Raw genomic sequence first — 19340 nt, 5'->3', positions numbered from 1 at the left:
AAGGCGGCGTCGATTTTACCTCCGCTCGGATTTTGAACGAGACTGGACAGCTGGCTCGCCTCGGTTGTGGAATGACGACCGAAGGCGAAAGGCCGCCCGGTGGGATACCTTCCAAAAATGCACCTCCACCTTGATACCCGTTTCGGTTATGATTTCTCGTCATCCGAGGAGAGCCCGCATGCGCCTGCCCACATTCATCCTGGCCCTGGCCGTCTCAGCGCTCGCAGCCTTGCCCGCATCGGCCGAGACGTACAAGACGCCGAAAGCGCTGCTCAAGGCTCTCTACAGTTATAACACCGACAACAGCGACGCCGAGGCGCCCTCGCCTTACTCGATCTTCTTCTCCGACCATCTGAATGAGCTCCTGCAGGCCGACCTCGACAACACGCCCGAAGGCGATGTCGGCGCGATCGACTTCGATCCCGTCATCGCGGGCCAGGATGGCACGGCGAGCGACGTCAGGATCGGCCAGCCGATCCTGCTGGATGACAAGGCCGAGGTGGAGGTGCAGTTCGAAAACGGCGAAGAGGTGACGCTCTTCTACACGCTGGTGCGGCAACACGGCGGCTGGAAGGTTGACGACATCGCCAATCAGAAAGGGGATAATCCGTGGAGCCTGAGCGCGTTGTTGGGTGATGCGCAGTAGGCGATTGTCAATGGCCCCAAGATCAGCCCTCATGGTGAGGAGGCCCGAAGGGCCGTCTCGAACCACGAGGGCGGGCGTGGAAACCTCTGATGCACCGCATCCAGAATCGAGGTGATGGCGCCGGTGGCCGCCCCCGTCTTTCGAGGCTTCAGCCTTTGGCTTCCGCACCTCAAGATGAGGGCGGAGCGAGGGCGGCGCCAGGGGCACTGGACCTCCCAGGGCTGCCCCCACCACCGACGCCAGCCCCCCGGCCATCCACCCTCGTAGTTCGAGACGAACCTGCGGACCTCCTCACCATGAGAGCTGATTGATGTACCGAAGCAGCAAGCGCCGCCAGACGACAAAATCCATGCCCGGCTATCGAATCTACCCGCTCGTCCCGTTTCGGCACGGAATCGCGCTATGGCACAGCCGTGCAAGGAACCGCTAACTTTTGGTCAAGTATCTGAATCTTCGACATTTCCCGACTTCGATGCGGGCATGCCAAAATAATCCCGCTTGCTTTTTGCCCGAAAAGCTGGCACCAATTCACCTACTCGGGCATTTGCATGCCGGTGACTGGACTGATGTGGTAATCCCTTCCGTTTGGAAGGCGGCGCGGGACTACCCGCCTACGTAGACGTTCTTTCCCCGTACGTGACTTCTCCGACTGACCCTTCGTCCCAATCGATCGGGGCGAAAGCTAAAGCCGTCCGCTTCCTCTCGGGGGCGCGGATACTACACAGACTAAGGGAAAAGGACGATCCCAATGGCCACCAAGGGCACCGTAAAATTCTTCAACCAGGACAAGGGTTTTGGTTTCATCACGCCGGACGGCGGCGCAAAGGACGTTTTCGTCCATATCTCTGCGCTGCAGGCTTCTGGAATCCAGTCGCTGCGCGAAGGCCAGCAGGTTACCTTCGACACCGAGCCGGACCGCATGGGCAAGGGCCCGAAGGCCGTCAACATCTCGGCTTCGTAAGTTAGACTTTCCGCTTCGGCGGCATGAACGGCGCTCCACAAGGGGCGCCGTTTCTGTTTGCGTGAACGCCATTTGTCGATCTCACCGCCGGATGTTATATGCGCGCTGAAGAGATGATCCCGCCCCATGGCGGTGCGGCGCCCATGCGGCCCCCAGAGAACAACGAATTATGGAACGTCGATGACGCAGAAGAGCCCGATTTTCGCGGTCGCCCCGATGATCGACTGGACGGATCGGCATTGCCGTTATTTCCATCGCCAGATCAACCGGCAGGCGCTGCTCTATACCGAGATGGTGGTGGCCGATGCGATCATCCACGGTCCGCGCGACCGGTTGCTCGGCCATGACGCAGCGGAACATCCGCTGGCCCTGCAACTCGGCGGATCGGATCCGGCCAAGCTTGCCGAAGCGGTGAAGATATCGGAATCCTACGGTTATGACGAGATTAACCTCAATGTCGGCTGCCCCTCCGACCGGGTGCAGTCGGGCACCTTCGGCGCGTGCCTGATGCTGACGCCGGAAACGGTGGCCGAATGCATCGCGGCGATGAAGAGGGTCGCAACCGTGCCGGTGACGGTGAAATGCCGGATCGGCGTCGACGAGCAAGAGCCGGAACAGGCCCTGCCGCAGTTGATCACCCGCGTTCTCGATGCCGGCGCCGACGCGATCTGGATCCATGCCCGCAAAGCCTGGCTGAAGGGCCTGAGCCCCAAGGAAAACCGCGAGATCCCACCGCTCGACTATGAGATCGTCTACCGGATGAAACAGCGCTGGCCCGATGTCCTCATCGGCATCAACGGCGGCATCCGCACGCTTGATGAAGCCGCCGCCCATCTCGCCCATGTCGACGGCGTCATGCTTGGCCGCGTAGCCTATCAGAATACGGCGATCCTTGCCGAAGTCGACCAGCGCTTCTTCGGCGCTCCCGCGGGAGAACCGGACTGGGAAGACCTGCGCGATCGGATGATGATCTATGCCGAGCGCCATATCGCCAGTGGCGGTCGGCTGCAGCACGTGGCCCGCCACATGGTCGGCCTGTTCACCGGCCTGCCCGGCGCCAGGCGCTACCGACAGATCCTGTCGACCGACGCGGCCAAAAGCGGTGCCGGGCCGGAGGTACTGGCCGCAGCTTTTGCGGCAGTGGATTTTTCGGGAGTGGAGCAGGAGGCGGTAAGCGCCTGACGGAACGTGACGTCTTTGTCACGACGTCCGCGCCACCGGCAACAAGGTCTTCTTTTCGATCCGACCCGCCACCGAGAACACCAGTATCTCCGTATCCCGGTCGATCCTGCTGCCATCCATCAGCCTGACGATATCGTCGACACCGCCGACCGGACTGCCGTCGATGGCGAGGATGTAATCGCCCTCCTGCAGCCCTCCCTTTGCTGCCGGTCCGTCCGGCTCGACGCGCCGGATGCGAACGGAGGTCGTCTGCACCGTGCCAGCCGCAAGCGCGACGCGGCGCGGCAGCACGATCGTATCGCCTGCGATACCGATGAAGGCGCGCCTGACCCGGCCGTAGCGGAGAATTTCCGAAACGACAAAATTGGCGGTATTCGACGCTACGGCAAAAGCGATGCTCTGCGCGCCCTGGATGACGGCGGTATTGACGCCGATGACCTCCCCGCTGGAAGACACCAGCGGCCCGCCTGAGTTGCCGGGATTGAGCGCCGCATCGGTCTGGATGACATCCTCCATCAGGCGGCCGCTGGCTGCCCGCATCGACCGGCCGAGCGCCGAGACGATGCCGGCGGTGACAGTCCATTCGAAACCGAGCGGGTTTCCGATCGCGATGGCGATATGGCCTCGGCGCAACCGCTGGGAATCTCCGAGCCTCGCCCAGGCGCCGGTGCTTGTGTCGGCGCGAATGACGGCGATATCGGTATCGACATCGCGGCCCAACACCCGGCCTTCCGTAACGAAGCCGTCGGGCGTGGTAATGCGGACGACTTTGGCGTCGTCGACGACATGGCTGTTGGTAATGATCAGGCCGTCTGGCGAGACGGCGAAGCCCGACCCATGCCCCTGCCGGCCACCGACCCTCTCGATCCGGCTGACGGCCGGCCCGACCGTGTCGACTGCTGCTGCGATCGATTGTGAATAGGCATCGATCAGCGCCCCATTATTCTGAGGCGCTATCGCTTTGTCCATGTAACCCATGATTTGATCCTCAGGCGGGAATAACCGTCGTCCGCGGCCCAAGCGGTCTTGGTTGCGACGGTTCGCCATCATACTGTTGTTGAGGATTAGATGGTTGGGCCTCGAACGCGGTTCAAGTGAGCGAGGGTAGCTCCCGCAATTGCGATAGCACGCGAGCATAACTAGGCGGACAGCTATATCGAACTACCCGGACAGATATCTTGAACGAACGGCAAAAAACTGGCTCACTGCAGATGTTCGCCCGTGCAATCCGCTGCCCTCGATACGCTATGACCAGCCTGTTACGGCGACAATGCATCGAACCATACAAACTGCGGTCATATCAATAGAATAGAAACAGGCCTTCAATAACAACATCGAGCCGGCGTTGCCTGCGGCTTAACCTTCTTGCCCAAGCCTCGCGCGGCAGCGCTCGTCGTCTTGCCAATTCTGCCGGCAACGGCGCAAATTTCCGACCGCATCAACCCCACCAACAAGGAAGCTATGAAATGAGCAAAGTCACCACCAAGGACGGCGTCGAGATCTTCTACAAGGATTGGGGGCCGAAGGCCGCTCAGCCGATCATGTTCCATCACGGCTGGCCGCTCTGCTCCGACGACTGGGACGCCCAGATGCTTTACTTTCTCGAGAAGGGCTACCGGGTCGTCGCCCATGACCGGCGCGGCCACGGCCGCTCGACCCAGGTCGGCGAAGGTCACGACATGGATCATTACGCCGCCGATGCCGCAGCCGTCGTCGAGCATCTCGATCTCAGGAACACCGTCCATGTCGGCCACTCCACAGGGGGCGGCGAAGCGACCCACTACGTCGCCCGTCATGGCCAACCCCAGGGCCGCGTCGCCAAGCTCGTCATCATCGGCGCCGTACCGCCCATCATGGTGAAAACGGCTGCTAATCCCGGCGGCCTGCCGATCGAGGTGTTCGATGACCTGCGCAAGCAGCTCGCCGCCAATCGCTCGCAATTCTACCGTGACCTGCCGGCTGGCCCGTTCTACAGCTTCAACCGGCCGGGTGCGAAGGTGTCGGAACCGGTCATCAACAATTGGTGGCGCCAGGGCATGATCGGCGGCGCCAAGGCGCACTACGACGGCATCAAGGCCTTCTCGGAAACCGACTTCACCGAAGACCTGAAGATCATCACCGTGCCGACCTTCGTCATGCACGGCGACGATGATCAGATCGTGCCGATCGCCGACTCCGCTTTGCTCTCGTCGAAGCTGCTGCAGAACGCCACGCTGAAGGTCTACGAGAAATTTCCGCACGGCATGTGCACCACCCATGCCGACATCATCAATCCCGACATCCTCGCCTTCATCAAGGGCTGAACGATCAATCCGCCGGGCGCCGATCAGGCGCCCGACGGCCGGCATCACAAAAGGGCGCTGTCGCCGCAGACTGATCGATTGATAGCCGGTGACGCATTTTCTCATGAAACCGTTTTCGCCGATTTGCGTTTAGCGGCCATGACAAGAGAACGTGAACCCTCATCAAAGGCTTACCGGCAGGATCGGTTCGAGAACACCGAGCGAGCTGCCAAGGAAACCATCGAGGCTGAACAGCGGGCCCGCCGGGAGAAAACCAAGCGGCTGAAAGAACTGCGCCTGTCGAAGCAAATCGGCAAGGACCCCACAACCAAGTAGATTTTCTGTCAGGTCGAAACGCTCATCGCTATCATCCCATACCGCGCTGCCTCGCCAGTATCCTTCCGAGTGGGCGCTCCCCGAATTGTTTTGAATATCGGACGTTCGCCCATCTTGCAGAGCAAGGATCGCGAAATTATCTTTTTTTCACCGTTAGCGATTTCACGGCATCGAAAGAGGGTAGATTGCGATGTCAGACAAGCTGTTCAGCACGCGTGACGAACCGCTCGCATCCGAAGACCTCGATGTGTGTAGGCGGGTCCATGAAGCGCTGTGTAGCGAGTTCCAGATCGACCGGTCAGGCGAGCAAGCCGACCGCCTCGGCGCTCTTATCATCGAGCTTTACCGGCAAGGCGTGCATGACGAGAGCCAGCTTCGATTGCTGGCCGGCGGGAAGCGAACCTGATAACGCAATTCCGCCGCGCGCTGGAAGAGCATCCTTCAGCCTCCGGCAGGACACGCTCCGCCGGTGGCCGAGCTGCTTTTTACGTTAGCGGATACGCACATAGGTCATCCCTCCCCATCCCAAAATGAAACCAATTGCCTTCCGCTGCGTTATGCCCTGGATACATCCGTTTACCCAAGGTGAGTGAAATGAACAGGTTCGCCATCATTGCGCTGTCGATAGCCACGGCTTTCTCCGGAGTGCCGGCTTCGGCAGGCCCGGTCTTCGTGCCGAACACCATGCAATCGGCTCCGGGGTCAGGTAATGCCGATGCCCGGATTATGACCGTCGGCTGCAGTCCTTACTCCATCGTCTGCTCGCGCTACGGCGAAACCCGCAGATACAACAATAACCGCAGCTACTATCGCGATCGCCACTATGATCGCGACCGCCACTATCGCGACGACCGCTACGGCTGGGATCGCCGCTACGATCGCCGGTATCGTCACCACGACAATAGCGGCGCCATCATCGGCGGCCTGGCTGCCGGCGCCCTCATCGGCGGCATCATCGCCTCGCAGCCGCGCGCCTATTCTTCACCCGGCTACAGCTCGCATGCCGACTATTGCTACAGCCGCTACCGGTCCTATCGCGCCTACGACAACACCTATCAGCCTAATTACGGCCCGCGCCGCCAGTGCCGCTAGCCAGTCTACCCGTCAGCAGCAAGCCTCGCATGAAGATGCGGGGCTTTTTTTGATCTTGCTCGGGCAACGCCTGCGCCATCAGTGACGCCCGCGCCCCAACACAACTCGCTTCCCAACAGCGCCCAGCCGTGCTTGTCTTCCAGCTTGTGAGCCGCGCGCATCGATGAATTGCGCCGCCGGCTGGTCTCCCGATCCACACCGCGCCGGCGACCAAGCCTATATTTTGGGCGAACTCCAGCGGCTACGCCAGCACAGATCGGGGTTCCTCAACGGCCTCATTGCTGGTGACCAACGGGGCAGCGGGATCCGATCGCCGGAGTTGATCACCCGTCTGTTCTAGATATGGGACGGCGAATTCTGCGGCAGCATCAGCCTGCGTTTTCAAGCCGGCACCGAGGAACTGCCGTCCGAAGTATCGGGACATGTGGGATACTCCGTCGTGCCGTGGAAACAGCGCAACGGCCACGTGACCACCGCCCTTAAACTGCTGCTGCTGGTCGCGGCAAAGGAAGGCCTCCACCGCCTCGTCATCCTCTGCAACGAGGACAATCATGCCTCGCGGCGCGTGATCGAGCGCAATGGCGGTGAATTGTTTATGCGCGGCCCGCATCCCTCCGACAGGCCCGATCAGCTCAAACTCTATTTCCGGCTGAAGGCAGGAGCCACCGGCTGACGTGAAAATGCGGGACGGATTTCCAGACGGACGGAACACGGGCCTTGCCCGCCTTTGCTCCGTCCGTCCCGTCAGCCTGGGCGGGGCTGAGCGCGCATTTTTTCAATAAGTCGCCGCCGGTGTCGGCTTCTTCTCCGTCCATTGCGGCGGCACGCCGTATTTGGCGGCCACCGCGCCGATCAGTCCGGGCGATCGCCCGAAGGCATCGCAGGCGGCGTATTTCGGTTTTCCGCCGAGCCAGGATTTCATCCGCTGCCCAGACGGCAGCGAGATATCCACACCCTTCGGCTCCCTGCCCTTGATCAGCATCCGGGAAAACTCGCTGCTGAATTTCGACGCCAGGCTATAGGCATCGCCGACTTCGGAAACGCGGGGCGTGTTCTGCAGCGAGTTTGCCCCACGCGACCAGACGATCGCCGCCCGCTGCACGCCACCACTGTCGACGGCCTCCGCCTCGACCGCCAGTCCGCCGAGACCGGCCGGCAGCCGCGGCACGGCGACCGGCAGCACGAAACCGGTACCAACGGTGACGACGGTGGAAACACCAGCCATCGCCTTATTGGTCGGCACGATGTCGGTAACGACGGAGCGAATCGTCAGGTCCGCCGGCTGGCCTGAAGAGACCAGCTGAAATTTGTCGCTGAGCGAAATGCAGAGCGCTCGGTCCAGCGCATTCGCCACCATCACACGGTCCGCGTCCGATTTGACACGGGTCGCGGCGCTGAAAGCGAAGCTCGTCGGCACGATGCTCACCGTATTTGCCGAGATAAGGCGCGTCCCATCGACATAGACGCGCGATTTCGACAACTTGCCCTTCGGCGCGCCGAGATTGCCGTAGGAGGAAAGCGTGCCGGCCTCTTTGAGCGGCACCGAGCTGCATCCTGCCCCTGCCATAGCGAGCGCCATCAACACGGCGAGAGACAAGCCTCTCGGCGCCCATGGCAAAGAAAATGGAAATGGATTGCTGAGCACGCTGTCTGGCCTCCGTCGCCGGTAGCGCATAACCCCGAAAGTCGAAATCGATTTTCGGAAAATTATGCGCGGGTTTAAAGCGCTAGAGCGTCCTTGGCGCGTCTTGTAAGACGCGCGGCGCTCTAGGTGTTTAGTCTCCAGCGAAAGTGGCGGTCGAGAATTGCCGCAACATTACAGGCCGCTTCCGACAGGCGTACGCGTCTATGCGAGTTCGATCGTCACCCGCGTCCCGGCAACACTGCTTTCGATGCCGACTTCGCCGCCATGGTTTGCGGCGACCTGCCTGACGAGGCTGAGGCCGAGACCGGCGCCCTTGCTTCTGGGGGTGACGCGATAGAAGGGCTCGAACACCAATTCGCGATGTTCGGCCGGAATGCCCGGCCCTTCGTCGGCGACGCTGATCCTGTCGCCGCCCGAAACCGCGCGCGAGACCGAAACCGTGATCATACCTCTGTTGCCGCCATGATCGATGGCGTTGCGCACCAGGTTGCTGACCGCCCGCGGCAGGGCGGAAGGGCTTCCGCGGCGTTCAAGCCTATCCGCATCGCTTTGAAAGCAGATCTGGTAACCGCCCGCGATTGCCAGCGGCGCGAGGTCGGCCACCACGGTACGGGCGATGCCGACGAGATCGACCGTTTCGTCAAGATCGACCGCCTGGTCGTTTCGCTCGAAATCGAGGAGCTGCTCGGCCGCCTCGGCCAGCCGCGCCACGTCGTCGAGCATCCGCCGCCGCTCCCGGCCGTCGGGCATCCCGTCGATACGTGTCTGCATGATGGCGATCGGGGTGCGCAGTTCATGCGCAGCGTCGATCAGGAAGCGCTGGCGCTTGCGGAATTCATTCTCCAGCCGTTCCAGCGCGCCGTTGAAGGCCGCTACCAGCGGCGACACTTCCCGGGGAATGCCGCTCACGGGAAGGCGTGCGCCCTGCCGGCGCGGGTCGATTGCCGCCGCCTCACGCGCCACCTCGCTGATCCCCCTCAGCGACCGCCCGACGATCCTCGGGACCGCAAAAAACACCGCCGGCAGGGCGATCACCAGAAGCGGCACATAGATCGGATAGGTCTCTGTGAGCATGGTCAGGAAGGTGGCGCTCCGGCTCGGGTTGCCGCCATACATCACCCGCAAAGGCCCGATCCCGGTCTCGACGCTGTCGATCGAGGCACTCTCGCCGACAGATGCGGCACCGCGTATATCGGCCTCCTTGATCAGATACACATAGGGGCCGAGCGCCTGATAGGCCTCCGGCACGGCGCCATAGGAAACCGTCTGCCCGTCCGGCGTCGCCACGACGAACCAGAGCCTGTCGCTCTCGGCCTTGAAGGCGCGAAGACGCGGGCTGTCGGTCATGACGAGCCTGCCTTGAGCATCGCGGGCCAGCGCCTCATCGAGCGCCACAGTCAGCCTGTCCTCCGTGGCGACGTTCGGCGAAAGGATTATCGCCCCATAAATGCAAAGGCCGACGATGACAGCCGCCACCACAGCGACGAAGACGATGCTGAGCTGCCAGCTCGAGTCGCCACCACAGCGACGGATTGGCGTCTTGCGCCTTGGCCATCATTCTTCCTTCATGAGATAGCCGACGCCGCGGATATTATGGATCGCGACGCCAGCGCCGGCATCGATCAGTCGCTTGCGCAGCCGCGAAATATGCGCGTCGAGCGCGTTCGACTGGATCTCCTCCTCGTAATTATAAACCGCCGCCTCCAGCGTCGAGCGGAGCACGGTCTTCTCCTTCCGCCTGGCAAGGGCTGCCAATACCAGAAGTTCGCGTCGCGGCAGGTCGAGCGGCACCGTGCCGACCGTGACGCTGAGGTGCAGCGGATCAATCACCATCCGCCCGGCGGCAATCTGCAATTCGGCAAGATCCGGCGCCCGCCGCAGCACCGCCCGCAGCCGTGCCATCAGTTCTTCCACGAGAAACGGCTTGCCAAGATAGTCGTCGGCGCCGAGGTCGAGGCCTTCGACCCGCTCCTTGGGCTCGTTGCGCGCCGTCAGCACGATGATCGGCGTATGTTTTCCGGTCCGCCTCAGCTCCGGAATGAAGCTCAACCCCTCTCCGTCAGGCAGGCGCCGGTCGAGCAGAATCGCGTCGTAGTGGTTCTGCCGCGTCAACTCGACGGCATCGGCCAGATGCATCGTGTGGTCGGTGACGATCCCATGTTTGCCGAGTGCTGCCGACAGTGCCTCGGCCAGTTCCCTCTCGTCTTCTATCAACAATATTCGCATCGCCCGCCTGTGTCTCAGTTTCCCTTTTCTCCGCCACAAGGGTTGCGGCAGCATTGCGGAGCTTGCAAGGCGCCGGTCATGCTGCCGCAATTGTCGAGGTCCAGCACAGAAGATATCCGCGGCGCCTAGAAATCGAGATGATCAGACCTATCCTTCGTCTCCTCACCAGACATGCCCTCTCCGCCTTCATCGTCGCGGCGCTGCTCGCAGCCCCGCTCGCAATACTGCACTCGCTTCACGGAAAAGCGGCGTTCGAGAGCGGCCTCATGATGGAGGTCCGATGACCGTCTGGCCAGCTGCCTCGCAATAGGCCGAGAAGGCCTGAAGATAGGCCTGCACCCTCGAACGGTTCTCCGCCGTCTCGACCGCCCGCAACACCTCGGCCGGTTCCAGCTTCATCAGAGGAAGCCGGAGAAAGATATCCGCTGCGAACCGATCGGTGATGGTGGCAAGGATCGTGCGCAGGCCCTCCAGCATGTCATCGCCCCGATGCGATGCGTGCAGCAGCGCAACGGGCTTGTGGACGATCTGCTCGCCAGAGACCAGCCAGTCGATCGCGTTCTTCAGGCCGCCGGGGATGGATCGCACATATTCCGGGCTGGCGATGATCACCCCGTCGCTCCCAGCGATCGATGCGACGAAATCCCGCACGGCCGCCGGCAGAGCTTCCCCTCGAGATCGGGCGAGAATACCGGCAAACCTCCCACACCATCGAAGATCGCAATTTCGATATCACTTGGGGCAACGGCGCGGACAGCCCGCAGCATGGCCGTATTGGTGGAATCGCGCCTAGCGCTGCCGGATATTGCGAGAATCTTCATGAGCCCAACAGCGATCGATTGACCGCGGCTGTCAACGCAAAAGGCTGTGGCGCCGCGCGTCTTTTCGGAACGGCAGGCGGCGCGGGAGCGCTTCGAATTGCGCGATTGAGGGAAAGGCAAAAGCGACTTTTGCTTGCACTGGCCGAGCCCGGCGTTAGCTTGGGTTCCAATCCTGACAGCTGCCGAATCGGCGGGAAATACAGATGACGGCTTTGATCGAGGCACGGGGCGTCAGCAAACGCTTCCGGCAGCACAAAAGATTTCCGGGTTTTCTGGGCGCCCTGAAGACGCTGGTGACGAGCGAATATACCGAAGTTCTGGCCGTTTCCGACATCGATTTCGACGTCGCGGCCGGCGAAGCGGTGGGGTATCTCGGCCCCAACGGCGCCGGCAAATCCACGATGATCAAGATGATGACCGGCATCCTCGTGCCGAGCGCCGGCACGGTCTCGGTGCTCGGCCGCACGCCGCATCTGAGCCGCATGGATAATGCTCGCGAAATCGGCGTCGTCTTCGGCCAGCGCAGCCAGCTGTGGTGGGACCTGCCGCTGGTGGACAGTTTTACCTTGCACCAGCGCATCTACGACATACCCGTTGCCCGCTATGCGGATAATCTCCGGCGCTTCAGCGAGCTGCTCGACCTGACGCCCTTTCTCGACCGCGCGGTGCGCCAGCTCAGCCTCGGCCAGCGCATGCGCGCCGAGATCGTCATGTCGCTGCTGCACGATCCGAAAATCCTCTTTCTGGACGAACCGACCATCGGGCTGGATGTGGTCGCCAAGGATGCGGTGCGGCGCTTTCTTGCCGAGATCAACCGCGAGCGCGGTGTGACCATCATCCTCACCACCCACGACCTGCAGGACATCGAGACCATCTGCCCGCGGCTGATCATGGTCGATCACGCCAGGCTGATCTTCGACGGCGAATTGAGGAGCCTGCGCGCCGCTTTGGGTTCGGCCCGGCGGCTGACCCTCGAATTTGCCAGCGACCCCGGGCCGCTGCCGCTCAGCACCGCTTCGCTCGTCAGCGACGAGGGCCTGCGCAAGAACTATCTGATCGAACGCGAAGACGTTTCGCTGGTCAGGATCCTGTCGGAGGTCGGAAGCGACCGCGGCCTCAAGGATGTGGCTTTGCACGAGCCGGACATCGAAGAAGTCATCCGCACCTTTTACCAGGGGCGCAACGCCAGGGCGCGGGCGTCATGAGCGCCTATCTCGCCTTTACCCGGAGTTCCTTCCATTCCCAGCTCGCCTATCGCAATGAGGTCTGGGCCAACATCTTCGGCAAACTGGTGCAAGTCTTCGCCCGCGTCGCCATCTGGCAGGCCGCCTATGCCGGGGTCGGTGCAGTCGTGGTCGACGGCGTCTCGCTGCAGCAGATGGTAACCTATGCGCTGCTCGGCGGCACGGTGATGGGCGCCACCCGGCCTGAAAGGATCATCGGCGAGATCGGCCGGTCGCTCAAAACAGGCGATATCGCTGTCTGGTTGCTGAAGCCGCTATCCTATCCGCTCTATCTCTTCGCCAACGAATGCGGCAGCTTTTTCTATCGGCTGATGACGCAGGTGATCCCAACCATCGCCTTCACCGCATTGTTTTACGGCATGCTACCGCCGGCAAGCCTGTTCCACGCCCTGATGTTCATCGCCTTCTGGGCACTTTCCTTTACGCTCCTATTCCTGATGTCGGCGTTCTTCGGCCTCATCGCCTTCTGGCTGATGACGAGCTTCTCACTCGACTGGATCCTCGGCGCCCTGCTGCAATTGTTCTCCGGCGTACTCGTGCCTTTCTGGTTCTTTCCCGAGCCGCTGGCGACGGTCGCCCGCCATCTGCCCTTCGCCTGGGTCGTCTATTATCCCAATGCCGTCTATCTCGGCCGGCTTTCGACTGCCGACACCTGGCTTCATCTTGGCCTCGGTCTCGGCTGGGCCGGATTGTTCCTCTTGGGCGTCCTTTGGCTATGGCACTCAGCCTCCACCCGCATCACCGTGCAGGGAGGCTGACCGTGCTCCTCCACCACCTCCGCGTCATCCCGTTGCTGGTGCGCATGTATGTCCGCTCGCAGATGGAATATCGCGGCGCCTTCTGGCTCGATCGTCTTGCGCAGATCCTCTCTTACGGCAGCGTCTTCGCCACCATCGGCATCCTGCTAGCGCGATTCGACACGCTCGGCGGCTGGACCTGGCCGGAGTTGGCGCTGTTGTTCAGCTTCCAGCTGCTCGCCTATTCTCTCGGTGCAGCAATGAGCTTCGTGCAACTGCGCGACCTGGAAGAACTGGTGCGGCTTGGCACCTTTGATACGCTGCTGGTCAAGCCATTCAGTCCCTGGGCCTATCTGATCTTTTCCGGTCTCAACATCAGCTACGCCGGCCACGTCATCCTCGCGGTGGCGCTGATGGGCTGGGCCGTCCTATCCGTCGATTTCGGCTGGTCGGTCTGGTCCGTGTCATTCCTCATTGCCACGCTCACCAGCGCGGCGTTGCTGACCGCCTCGTTGATCACGATGATCGGCGCCACGGCACTGATCTGGGTGCGCTCCAATCACTTGTTCTCGATCTTCTTCGGCTTTTGGGAATTGACGCGTTATCCCCTCAACATATTTCCCGGCGGCATTCAGATCACCCTCATCACCGCGGTGCCATTAGCCCTCACCAGTTCGGTTCCCGTCGCCGCCCTGCTCGGCAAACCCGTCCCCATCCTCGGGGACTGGGCCGCGCCTGCGGCTCTGGCGGCCGGCCCGGTCTGGGTGCTGATCGCAATGGCGTACTGGCGCTACGCCACCGGGAAATACCAGGGCGCCGGCGGCTGATCGGGCCGGGTGATTTCCCACGATATCAGGAGGCCAGCGCCGACGATTTCGCTCGGACCTCGAGGAACGCCGCCGTCAGCTTGGCCAGCACCGCCGAGGTGCGCGTGCCGTTGGCTCCGCCGATCGGATCGACGATATGGATTTGCCGGAGATCCTTCATGAAGTCGTCCCAGAGCGGCGGCCCGCCTTCTTCGAGAAGCTGCGCCCGGATGCTCAGCTCCTCGCTGACAGGCAGATGGCGCCGCCCCCAGGCGCCGATCATAGCGAAGACGGGAACAAGCTGGATGGCCGGCTCCTCGAGGCTGTAGATTGCCTTCTGGCTGTGGCTCGGATCGTCCCGCTTGCTGATAAACCCCAGCGAGAGCAGGCGCTTCAGCCTCGCCGCCAGGATGTTGGAGGCGATCCCCTCTTCCGAATGGGTCAGAAGATCGCGGAAATGGCGACGGTTGCCAAACATGATGTCCCGGATGATGATGAGGCTCCACCTGTCGCCCAGCACCTCCATCGTCAGGTTGATCGGGCAGCCCGACCGCAGTTCGATATCCACGACATGCACTCCTAGAAAAAACTGGTTGCAATATAGGATCACTCGTGAGATAACGCAACCGGTTTCAAATCGCAATTAGATGGAGGAGAACATGTCAAAGGTGCGTGTCGCAGGGTTTTCCCTGTCCGTAGATGGTTTCGGTGCGGGTCCGGAACAAAGCATGCAAGATCCGCTCGGCAAACGCGGAGCCGAGATGTTTCAATGGTTTTTCCATACCAGCACTTTCCGCGCGATGCAGGGAAAGGACGACGGTTCACAAGGGATTGACGAGGACTATGCCGCCCGCGGCATGGCGAATTTCGGCGCCTTCATTCTCGGGCGCAACATGTTCGGCCCCATTCGCGGCGATTGGCCTGATGAGAGCTGGAAGGGCTGGTGGGGGCCGAACCCGCCCTATCACGCGCCAACCTTTATCCTGACGCACTACCCGCGCGAACCCCTCGTCATGGAGGGCGGTACGACCTTTCACTTCATCACCGGCGGCATCGAAGATGCACTTAAAAAGGCGAAGGCTGCGGCCGGCGACAAGGACGTGAAAATCGGCGGCGGGGTCAGCACCGTCCGCCAATATCTGCAAGCCGGCCTGATCGACGAATTGCATTTCGCCATCTCGCCCGTCGTGCTCGGCAAGGGAGAAGCGATGTTCGCCGGCATCGACCTGCCCGCCCACGGCTTCCGCGTCGCCGAGCATGTCGCCACTGAACACGCCACACATATCGTGCTGGCAAAATAAACCAGCCGCCGATCTGACTTGATATCGCCTTTGCCAGCGCGCATGCCGCAGGATGTCTGCGGCAAAGATGGCGATGACGACGGTCGGAAGCACCGGCAGCCTAGCCGCATCCAAAGCGTCCGCAACATCAAGACCGAAACCCCGATGCAGAAGATCAGACAATCCTTAGCAGGTGCCGGTCTGACGGCCGTCAATACATCCCGTTGGCCCCTGGAGCCGGCCCGGAACCGTACGTCATCGCACCATTCTAAAATGGCAGTGGTGTTCGCATTTTATAAGCGTAAAATTATATTGTCGGCCATAAGATTTTTCGGCGGGACCGCTTAAGAGTTGCTGCGGGTTCTTGCCGGTCAACGGAGTGCGCGTGATGCTCCAATCCCTGATTTACCTCGACGACCGCGAAATAATCCTCGTCACCGATGCCGTTCGGCAATGGTGCTCCGACAGGAAGGTTGACGTCGACAGCGTCGAAGGACGCCGCGCCGTCACCGCCGCCGTCGATCTTGTCCAGACGACCACCGACCGCGACAGGCTTTTGGCCGAACTGTCGAAGCATCTGGCTCACCAGTAGGGCCATCGATCCATCGAACTTCTTCTAAAGACGCTTTTCAAAAAACGTGTCGGGATATGGGTCGTCATTGAAACGGCCGATCTCAACCCAGCCGCTTCCGCGATAAAGCTGTTGCGCCTCGGAAAGCGCGCTGTTCGTATCCAGGCGCAGGAGCTTGACGGACAGTTCGCGGGAGATGGTCTCGGCGGCCGTCATCAGGCATGTTGCGAGCCCGAGACCACGTGCGGATGGGGCGACCCACAATCTCTTAACCTCTGCGACCTCGCCGCCATCGCCCTTCATTCCAACGCAGCCGATCGGCAGGCCATCGGACATGGCCACCAGAAACGCACCGCGCGGACGGATCATATCCGTGGCATCGGGATCGCGGGACAGCGACACATCGAAACCCTTCTCGAAGCGGCGTGCAAGTTCGCCGTAATATTCGCTTAGGCAATAGCGGGCATCCTCGTGCCGAGGGTCCTTCTCCTCGATCACGATCTGGTCGCGCTTCAGCGAGGAAGCAATCATATCCATGGCGCACAGAAGTTCTTCCGGACGGCGATGGCGCGCCAGAAATGCTTCCGCCTGCGCATTGGAAAGCGCTTCATAGGCTTGAAACTCGGACCGGCCGTTTTCGGTCAATCTGACGACGCGGCGACGTGCGTCCTCAGCGTTCGGCACCGTCTCGATGAGACCCTCCTCTTCCAGGCTGCGCAGCAGGCGGCTCATCAAGCCGGAGTCGAGGCCCAGATAATCGCGGATCGCGGCAACATCCGATTGTCCCCGGCCGATCGAATTGAGCACGCGGGCAGCCCCCAGCGGACGTCCGCGTCCGAGGAACGAGCTGTCGAGAGCCCCGACCTCGGAGGTGACGGCACGGTTGAAGCGACGGACGCGAGAGATAGGATCGCAAACCATATTATCTGACTTAAGTCAGATAACTGCCGCTGTCAATTTGGAGCGCACTGGCCGGTCGCCGGCCTGCAGCTATCTTGCCGATCAGCATCCCCTCGCCTATGGGATGACAACGTCCCGCAAGGCTCTCCCAGTGTCCCGTTTTACCCTCCACGTCCTGATCGTCGTCATTCTGACGCTGCTCACGCAGATCGGCGGCGTCGCCTATGTCATCGCCCTCGCCGCGTCACGCGCCTGGCGCATCCGCCGCTTTCTGGCAAAGCTGACCATCTTCCTGCTTTTTTATGCCGGTGCGTCGTTTGCCGCGGGCCTCGCAGCCCCGATGTTCGGGCGCGTTCCCCTCTCCTGCAGATCGGTCGCCACTGACAGGCTGGTGATCCGCTCCCCGATCTATTGCCTGCTGAACCGCAATTACGTCACGCCTGACCTGCGCGATCTGGCAAAGGCGCTTGCCGCTCACATGGACAAGGAATTTCCGGGCACCGTCACCGTTGCGCTCGATTCAAATTTCCCCTTCGTAAACGGCTTTCCGCTGCTGCCGCATCTGTCGCATGCTGACGGGAAAAAGCTCGACTTCGCCTATTATTACAAGAATGCCGACGGCGCCTTCCTGAATGGCGCCACCCGCTCCCCGATCGGCTATTTCGCCTTCGAAGAGCCGGCACCAGGCGACGAACTGCCATGCCAAGGCCGCAACGACTGGCTGACCACACGCTGGGATTTCGACGCGCTGCAGCCATTGTTTCCGGCCTATGGCATCGAGGAGCAGCGCACATCGGCCGCGGTCGCCTGGCTGACCAGCGAAGGCGTGGCACGCTTCGGCCTGCAGAAAATCTTCATCGAGCCGCATCTGAAGAACGCGCTTGGCATCACCGACAGCCACGTCCGCTTCCAAGGCTGCCGTGCCGCCCGCCACGACGACCATATCCATATCCAGATTGAATGAGGGACGTTGCTCCGTATGAATATTTTCATTCTGCTGATCGGTTTTCCGGGCGTCGGCAAACTCGCGATCGCCAAAGAATTAAGTCCGCTTGTCCCCGCAAAGATTATCGACAATCACTGGTTCAACAACCCGATACTGCGCCTCCTGGATGACGGCGGGACGTCCCCCTCCCGGAAGGAATATGGGAATACACCGGCAGGGTTCGGCAAGCCGTCTTGGATGCGATCGTGGCCTATAGCGCGCCTTCGGCCAATTTCATCTTCACGCATGCCGGGATTGACGGCGATCAGCGAAGCATGCGCACGTTTCAGCAAATTGCTGCCGCAGCACAACAACGCCAAGCCTTGCTGGTGCCAGTGCGAGCTGCTCTGCGATGAGGACGAGTTGGCGCGCCGGATTTCGACACCGGCACGCCGTGCCCACCTGAAATCCACAGATGCGGAGGCGTCGAGAAAACGCAGCCGACAAGCTTGCGTTCTCGATCCTCAACATCAAAACACCCTCGTCCTGGATGTCACTTTCGCGTCACCGCAGGAAAGTGCGGACGCCATTCGAAATCATGTTTCGGAGGCGGTAGGCAAGGCGACGACTGGCCATATTTTGAAAGCGGACAATGGCAGCGCTTAGTATCGACAAAGATCGGCGCAAGGTCACGAGATGGAGCAATCGGTCCCTCATCGGCTGCCAAGGAGAGACGCCATGAATGCCCTCACGATCCTCTTCCTGATTGAAACCTGCCTCTATGCCACCGCTTCGCTCACCCATGCCGGCTTTATCCTTGAAGCTCACGAGCACCGCCAAGCGATGATCGCCGAAGCGGTGATAGCGGCCGTCCTTCTGCTCGGCTTGATCTCGTTCATCCTCAACCGCCCATGGAGCCGAACGGCGGCGCTCTGCGCCCAGACCTTCGCGCTCCTCGGCACTCTCGTCGGCGCCTTCACCATCGCCGTCGGCGTTGGCCCGCAGACCACGCTTGATTATATGACTCATGTGGTGATGACCCTGCTGCTGGGTTTGAGCATGGTCTGGCTCGCGCGAAGGCGGAACCCTCCTGCCGCTGGTTTCTAAGCACGCGTGATCTCTGGCCTCTCCTTCCAGCCCTCATCCCGAGAAAGGCCGGGCTGGCCATCCACCGACATGCAGGATGCCACGCGCACCTATCGCAAAGGCAGTTCGTAGCTCCGCTTCAACGTTTCCATCGGCACATCGGTCTTGACGCTGAGGACGCTCGGAATGCGGGTCAGGTGGTCGGCCTGGAAACGCCAATAGCTGTGCAGGTCGGCAGTGACGATCCGCAGCACGGCATCACATTCTCCTGTCGTCAGGTAGCACTCCATCACCTCGGGAAACCGCCGGACCGCTTCGGCGAAGCGCAGCGTAACCTCGGCATCCTGGGTCTTGAACCATACGCGGGCAAAAACCGTCAGCCCCGCCCCAACCTTTGCCGGGTCCAGCACAGCAACATACCGATCGATAACACCCGCCTCTTCCAAGAGCCGCACGCGGCGCAGGCAGGGCGAAGGCGACAGCCCCACCTCCTTTGCCAGTTCGACATTCGAAATGCGCCCGTCGCGCTGAAGCACGCGCAGGATATGGCGATCGATCGCATCAAGGATGTTCGGCACTTTATAGCTCCGAGTTCTTTCA

The 19340-nt window shown here is 61.4% G+C and carries 20 protein-coding genes and 4 pseudogenes; 16 read left to right on the top strand and 8 right to left on the bottom strand.

The window, feature by feature from the left end; translation table 11 throughout:
- Nucleotides 1-178: 178 nt before the first annotated feature.
- From MF410_RS05755 to dusA, 3 genes are all read left to right on the top strand, one after another.
- Nucleotides 179-646, top strand: a complete 468-nt coding sequence (locus MF410_RS05755) for a DUF3828 domain-containing protein (protein ID WP_088937801.1) — start codon at nucleotides 179-181, stop codon at nucleotides 644-646.
- Nucleotides 647-1394: 748 nt separating this feature from the next.
- Complete coding sequence (locus MF410_RS05750; protein WP_003540801.1) at nucleotides 1395-1607, top strand: cold-shock protein; 213 nt, start codon at nucleotides 1395-1397, stop codon at nucleotides 1605-1607.
- Nucleotides 1608-1787: 180 nt separating this feature from the next.
- Nucleotides 1788-2789: a tRNA dihydrouridine(20/20a) synthase DusA gene (dusA, locus tag MF410_RS05745; protein WP_239620258.1), complete on the top strand. Its 1002-nt coding sequence runs from the start codon at nucleotides 1788-1790 to the stop codon at nucleotides 2787-2789.
- An 18-nt stretch (nucleotides 2790-2807) separates the two neighbouring features.
- Here dusA and MF410_RS05740 read toward each other — a convergent pair whose 3' ends face one another.
- Complete coding sequence (locus MF410_RS05740) at nucleotides 2808-3767, bottom strand: trypsin-like peptidase domain-containing protein (RefSeq protein ID WP_097625918.1); 960 nt, start codon at nucleotides 3765-3767, stop codon at nucleotides 2808-2810.
- A gap of 488 nt (nucleotides 3768-4255) precedes the next feature.
- Between MF410_RS05740 and MF410_RS05735 the strand changes: the two genes are divergently transcribed.
- From MF410_RS05735 to MF410_RS05715, 5 genes and pseudogenes are all read left to right on the top strand, one after another.
- Nucleotides 4256-5092: an alpha/beta hydrolase gene (locus MF410_RS05735; RefSeq protein ID WP_097625919.1), complete on the top strand. Its 837-nt coding sequence runs from the start codon at nucleotides 4256-4258 to the stop codon at nucleotides 5090-5092.
- 78 nt (nucleotides 5093-5170) lie between these two features.
- The gene (locus MF410_RS05730) at nucleotides 5171-5407 is read left to right on the top strand and encodes a hypothetical protein (protein ID WP_097625920.1); all 237 of its coding nucleotides are present in this window, start codon (nucleotides 5171-5173) and stop codon (nucleotides 5405-5407) included.
- A 190-nt stretch (nucleotides 5408-5597) separates the two neighbouring features.
- The gene (locus MF410_RS05725) at nucleotides 5598-5813 is read left to right on the top strand and encodes a hypothetical protein (RefSeq protein ID WP_097625921.1); all 216 of its coding nucleotides are present in this window, start codon (nucleotides 5598-5600) and stop codon (nucleotides 5811-5813) included.
- A gap of 188 nt (nucleotides 5814-6001) precedes the next feature.
- Entirely contained in the window at nucleotides 6002-6499 is a 498-nt protein-coding gene (locus MF410_RS05720) for a BA14K family protein (RefSeq protein ID WP_097625922.1), read from the top strand.
- A gap of 172 nt (nucleotides 6500-6671) precedes the next feature.
- Nucleotides 6672-7172 (top strand): annotated as a pseudogene (locus tag MF410_RS05715) (GNAT family N-acetyltransferase); the annotation flags it as partial.
- A 102-nt stretch (nucleotides 7173-7274) separates the two neighbouring features.
- Here MF410_RS05715 and MF410_RS05710 read toward each other — a convergent pair.
- The 4 genes and pseudogenes from MF410_RS05710 to MF410_RS05695 all read right to left on the bottom strand — a co-directional run bounded on the left by MF410_RS05710 (nucleotide 7275) and on the right by MF410_RS05695 (nucleotide 11191).
- A complete protein-coding gene (locus tag MF410_RS05710) occupies nucleotides 7275-8174 on the bottom strand; it encodes a DUF3313 domain-containing protein (RefSeq protein ID WP_097625923.1) in 900 nt (299 codons plus the stop codon).
- Nucleotides 8175-8345: 171 nt separating this feature from the next.
- Nucleotides 8346-9699 (bottom strand): annotated as a pseudogene (locus MF410_RS05705) (HAMP domain-containing sensor histidine kinase).
- The gene (locus MF410_RS05700) at nucleotides 9699-10370 is read right to left on the bottom strand and encodes a response regulator transcription factor (RefSeq protein WP_097625925.1); all 672 of its coding nucleotides are present in this window, start codon (nucleotides 10368-10370) and stop codon (nucleotides 9699-9701) included. Before MF410_RS05700 ends, MF410_RS05705 begins: the two are co-directional and overlap by 1 nt.
- Before the next feature lie 264 nt (nucleotides 10371-10634).
- Nucleotides 10635-11191: pseudogene (locus MF410_RS05695) on the bottom strand (NADPH-dependent FMN reductase).
- 203 nt (nucleotides 11192-11394) lie between these two features.
- Between MF410_RS05695 and MF410_RS05690 the strand changes: the two are divergent.
- From MF410_RS05690 to MF410_RS05680, 3 genes are read left to right on the top strand one after another with little or no spacing between them, the layout of a single operon-like run.
- Nucleotides 11395-12396, top strand: coding sequence for an ATP-binding cassette domain-containing protein (locus tag MF410_RS05690; RefSeq protein ID WP_097625926.1), 1002 nt, complete (start codon nucleotides 11395-11397; stop codon nucleotides 12394-12396).
- Nucleotides 12393-13193, top strand: coding sequence for an ABC-2 family transporter protein (locus MF410_RS05685; RefSeq protein WP_097625927.1), 801 nt, complete (start codon nucleotides 12393-12395; stop codon nucleotides 13191-13193). The genes MF410_RS05690 and MF410_RS05685 overlap by 4 nt, the downstream gene beginning before the upstream one ends.
- Complete coding sequence (locus MF410_RS05680; RefSeq protein WP_179867122.1) at nucleotides 13151-13999, top strand: ABC-2 family transporter protein; 849 nt, start codon at nucleotides 13151-13153, stop codon at nucleotides 13997-13999. Before MF410_RS05685 ends, MF410_RS05680 begins: the two co-directional genes overlap by 43 nt.
- Before the next feature lie 25 nt (nucleotides 14000-14024).
- Here the strand turns inward: MF410_RS05680 and MF410_RS05675 are convergent, their stop codons facing one another.
- Nucleotides 14025-14546, bottom strand: coding sequence for a helix-turn-helix domain-containing protein (locus MF410_RS05675; protein WP_097625929.1), 522 nt, complete (start codon nucleotides 14544-14546; stop codon nucleotides 14025-14027).
- A 91-nt stretch (nucleotides 14547-14637) separates the two neighbouring features.
- Here MF410_RS05675 and MF410_RS05670 point away from each other — a divergent pair, with 91 nt between their 5' ends.
- Both MF410_RS05670 and MF410_RS05665 read left to right on the top strand, forming a co-directional pair.
- Nucleotides 14638-15279 carry a dihydrofolate reductase family protein gene (locus tag MF410_RS05670; RefSeq protein ID WP_131711771.1) on the top strand — a complete coding sequence of 214 codons (642 nt, stop codon included), beginning with the start codon at nucleotides 14638-14640 and terminating at the stop codon, nucleotides 15277-15279.
- A 367-nt stretch (nucleotides 15280-15646) separates the two neighbouring features.
- Nucleotides 15647-15850: a hypothetical protein gene (locus MF410_RS05665; protein WP_097625931.1), complete on the top strand. Its 204-nt coding sequence runs from the start codon at nucleotides 15647-15649 to the stop codon at nucleotides 15848-15850.
- A gap of 24 nt (nucleotides 15851-15874) precedes the next feature.
- Here MF410_RS05665 and MF410_RS05660 read toward each other — a convergent pair whose 3' ends face one another.
- Nucleotides 15875-16750, bottom strand: a complete 876-nt coding sequence (locus MF410_RS05660; RefSeq protein ID WP_239620256.1) for a bifunctional helix-turn-helix transcriptional regulator/GNAT family N-acetyltransferase — start codon at nucleotides 16748-16750, stop codon at nucleotides 15875-15877.
- Nucleotides 16751-16880: 130 nt separating this feature from the next.
- Between MF410_RS05660 and MF410_RS05655 the strand changes: the two genes are divergently transcribed.
- The 3 genes and pseudogenes from MF410_RS05655 (at nucleotide 16881) to MF410_RS05645 (ending at nucleotide 18761) form a co-directional block, all read left to right on the top strand.
- Entirely contained in the window at nucleotides 16881-17693 is an 813-nt protein-coding gene (locus MF410_RS05655; RefSeq protein ID WP_097625933.1) for a hypothetical protein, read from the top strand.
- Between the two features lie 15 nt (nucleotides 17694-17708).
- Nucleotides 17709-18320, top strand: a pseudogene (locus MF410_RS05650) (chloramphenicol phosphotransferase).
- A gap of 72 nt (nucleotides 18321-18392) precedes the next feature.
- Nucleotides 18393-18761 carry a hypothetical protein gene (locus tag MF410_RS05645; protein ID WP_131711772.1) on the top strand — a complete coding sequence of 123 codons (369 nt, stop codon included), beginning with the start codon at nucleotides 18393-18395 and terminating at the stop codon, nucleotides 18759-18761.
- 89 nt (nucleotides 18762-18850) lie between these two features.
- Here MF410_RS05645 and MF410_RS05640 read toward each other — a convergent pair whose 3' ends face one another.
- Nucleotides 18851-19318 carry an Lrp/AsnC family transcriptional regulator gene (locus MF410_RS05640; RefSeq protein ID WP_097625935.1) on the bottom strand — a complete coding sequence of 156 codons (468 nt, stop codon included), beginning with the start codon at nucleotides 19316-19318 and terminating at the stop codon, nucleotides 18851-18853.
- Between the last annotated feature and the right edge of the window lie 22 nt (nucleotides 19319-19340).

This window comes from Rhizobium sp. C104 (assembly GCF_022354505.1).
Classification (GTDB): Bacteria; Pseudomonadota; Alphaproteobacteria; order Rhizobiales; family Rhizobiaceae; genus Rhizobium; species Rhizobium redzepovicii.
This window is presented reverse-complemented; position numbering and strand designations above follow the sequence as displayed.

Bases quoted from the DNA above. Each gene is read 5' to 3' on its own strand.
- MF410_RS05710 (WP_097625923.1), bottom strand. From the start codon at position 8,174: ATGCGCTACCGGCGACGGAGGCCAGACAGCGTGCTCAGCAATCCATTT.
- dusA (WP_239620258.1), top strand. From the start codon at position 1,788: ATGACGCAGAAGAGCCCGATTTTCGCGGTCGCCCCGATGATCGACTGG.
- MF410_RS05670 (WP_131711771.1), top strand. From the start codon at position 14,638: ATGTCAAAGGTGCGTGTCGCAGGGTTTTCCCTGTCCGTAGATGGTTTC.
- MF410_RS05690 (WP_097625926.1), top strand. From the start codon at position 11,395: ATGACGGCTTTGATCGAGGCACGGGGCGTCAGCAAACGCTTCCGGCAG.
- MF410_RS05720 (WP_097625922.1), top strand. From the start codon at position 6,002: ATGAACAGGTTCGCCATCATTGCGCTGTCGATAGCCACGGCTTTCTCC.
- MF410_RS05735 (WP_097625919.1), top strand. From the start codon at position 4,256: ATGAGCAAAGTCACCACCAAGGACGGCGTCGAGATCTTCTACAAGGAT.
- MF410_RS05755 (WP_088937801.1), top strand. From the start codon at position 179: ATGCGCCTGCCCACATTCATCCTGGCCCTGGCCGTCTCAGCGCTCGCA.
- MF410_RS05660 (WP_239620256.1), bottom strand. From the start codon at position 16,750: ATGGTTTGCGATCCTATCTCTCGCGTCCGTCGCTTCAACCGTGCCGTC.
- MF410_RS05750 (WP_003540801.1), top strand. From the start codon at position 1,395: ATGGCCACCAAGGGCACCGTAAAATTCTTCAACCAGGACAAGGGTTTT.
- MF410_RS05740 (WP_097625918.1), bottom strand. From the start codon at position 3,767: ATGGGTTACATGGACAAAGCGATAGCGCCTCAGAATAATGGGGCGCTG.
- MF410_RS05680 (WP_179867122.1), top strand. From the start codon at position 13,151: ATGGCACTCAGCCTCCACCCGCATCACCGTGCAGGGAGGCTGACCGTG.
- MF410_RS05700 (WP_097625925.1), bottom strand. From the start codon at position 10,370: ATGCGAATATTGTTGATAGAAGACGAGAGGGAACTGGCCGAGGCACTG.
- MF410_RS05645 (WP_131711772.1), top strand. From the start codon at position 18,393: ATGAATGCCCTCACGATCCTCTTCCTGATTGAAACCTGCCTCTATGCC.
- MF410_RS05685 (WP_097625927.1), top strand. From the start codon at position 12,393: ATGAGCGCCTATCTCGCCTTTACCCGGAGTTCCTTCCATTCCCAGCTC.
- MF410_RS05665 (WP_097625931.1), top strand. From the start codon at position 15,647: ATGCTCCAATCCCTGATTTACCTCGACGACCGCGAAATAATCCTCGTC.
- MF410_RS05725 (WP_097625921.1), top strand. From the start codon at position 5,598: ATGTCAGACAAGCTGTTCAGCACGCGTGACGAACCGCTCGCATCCGAA.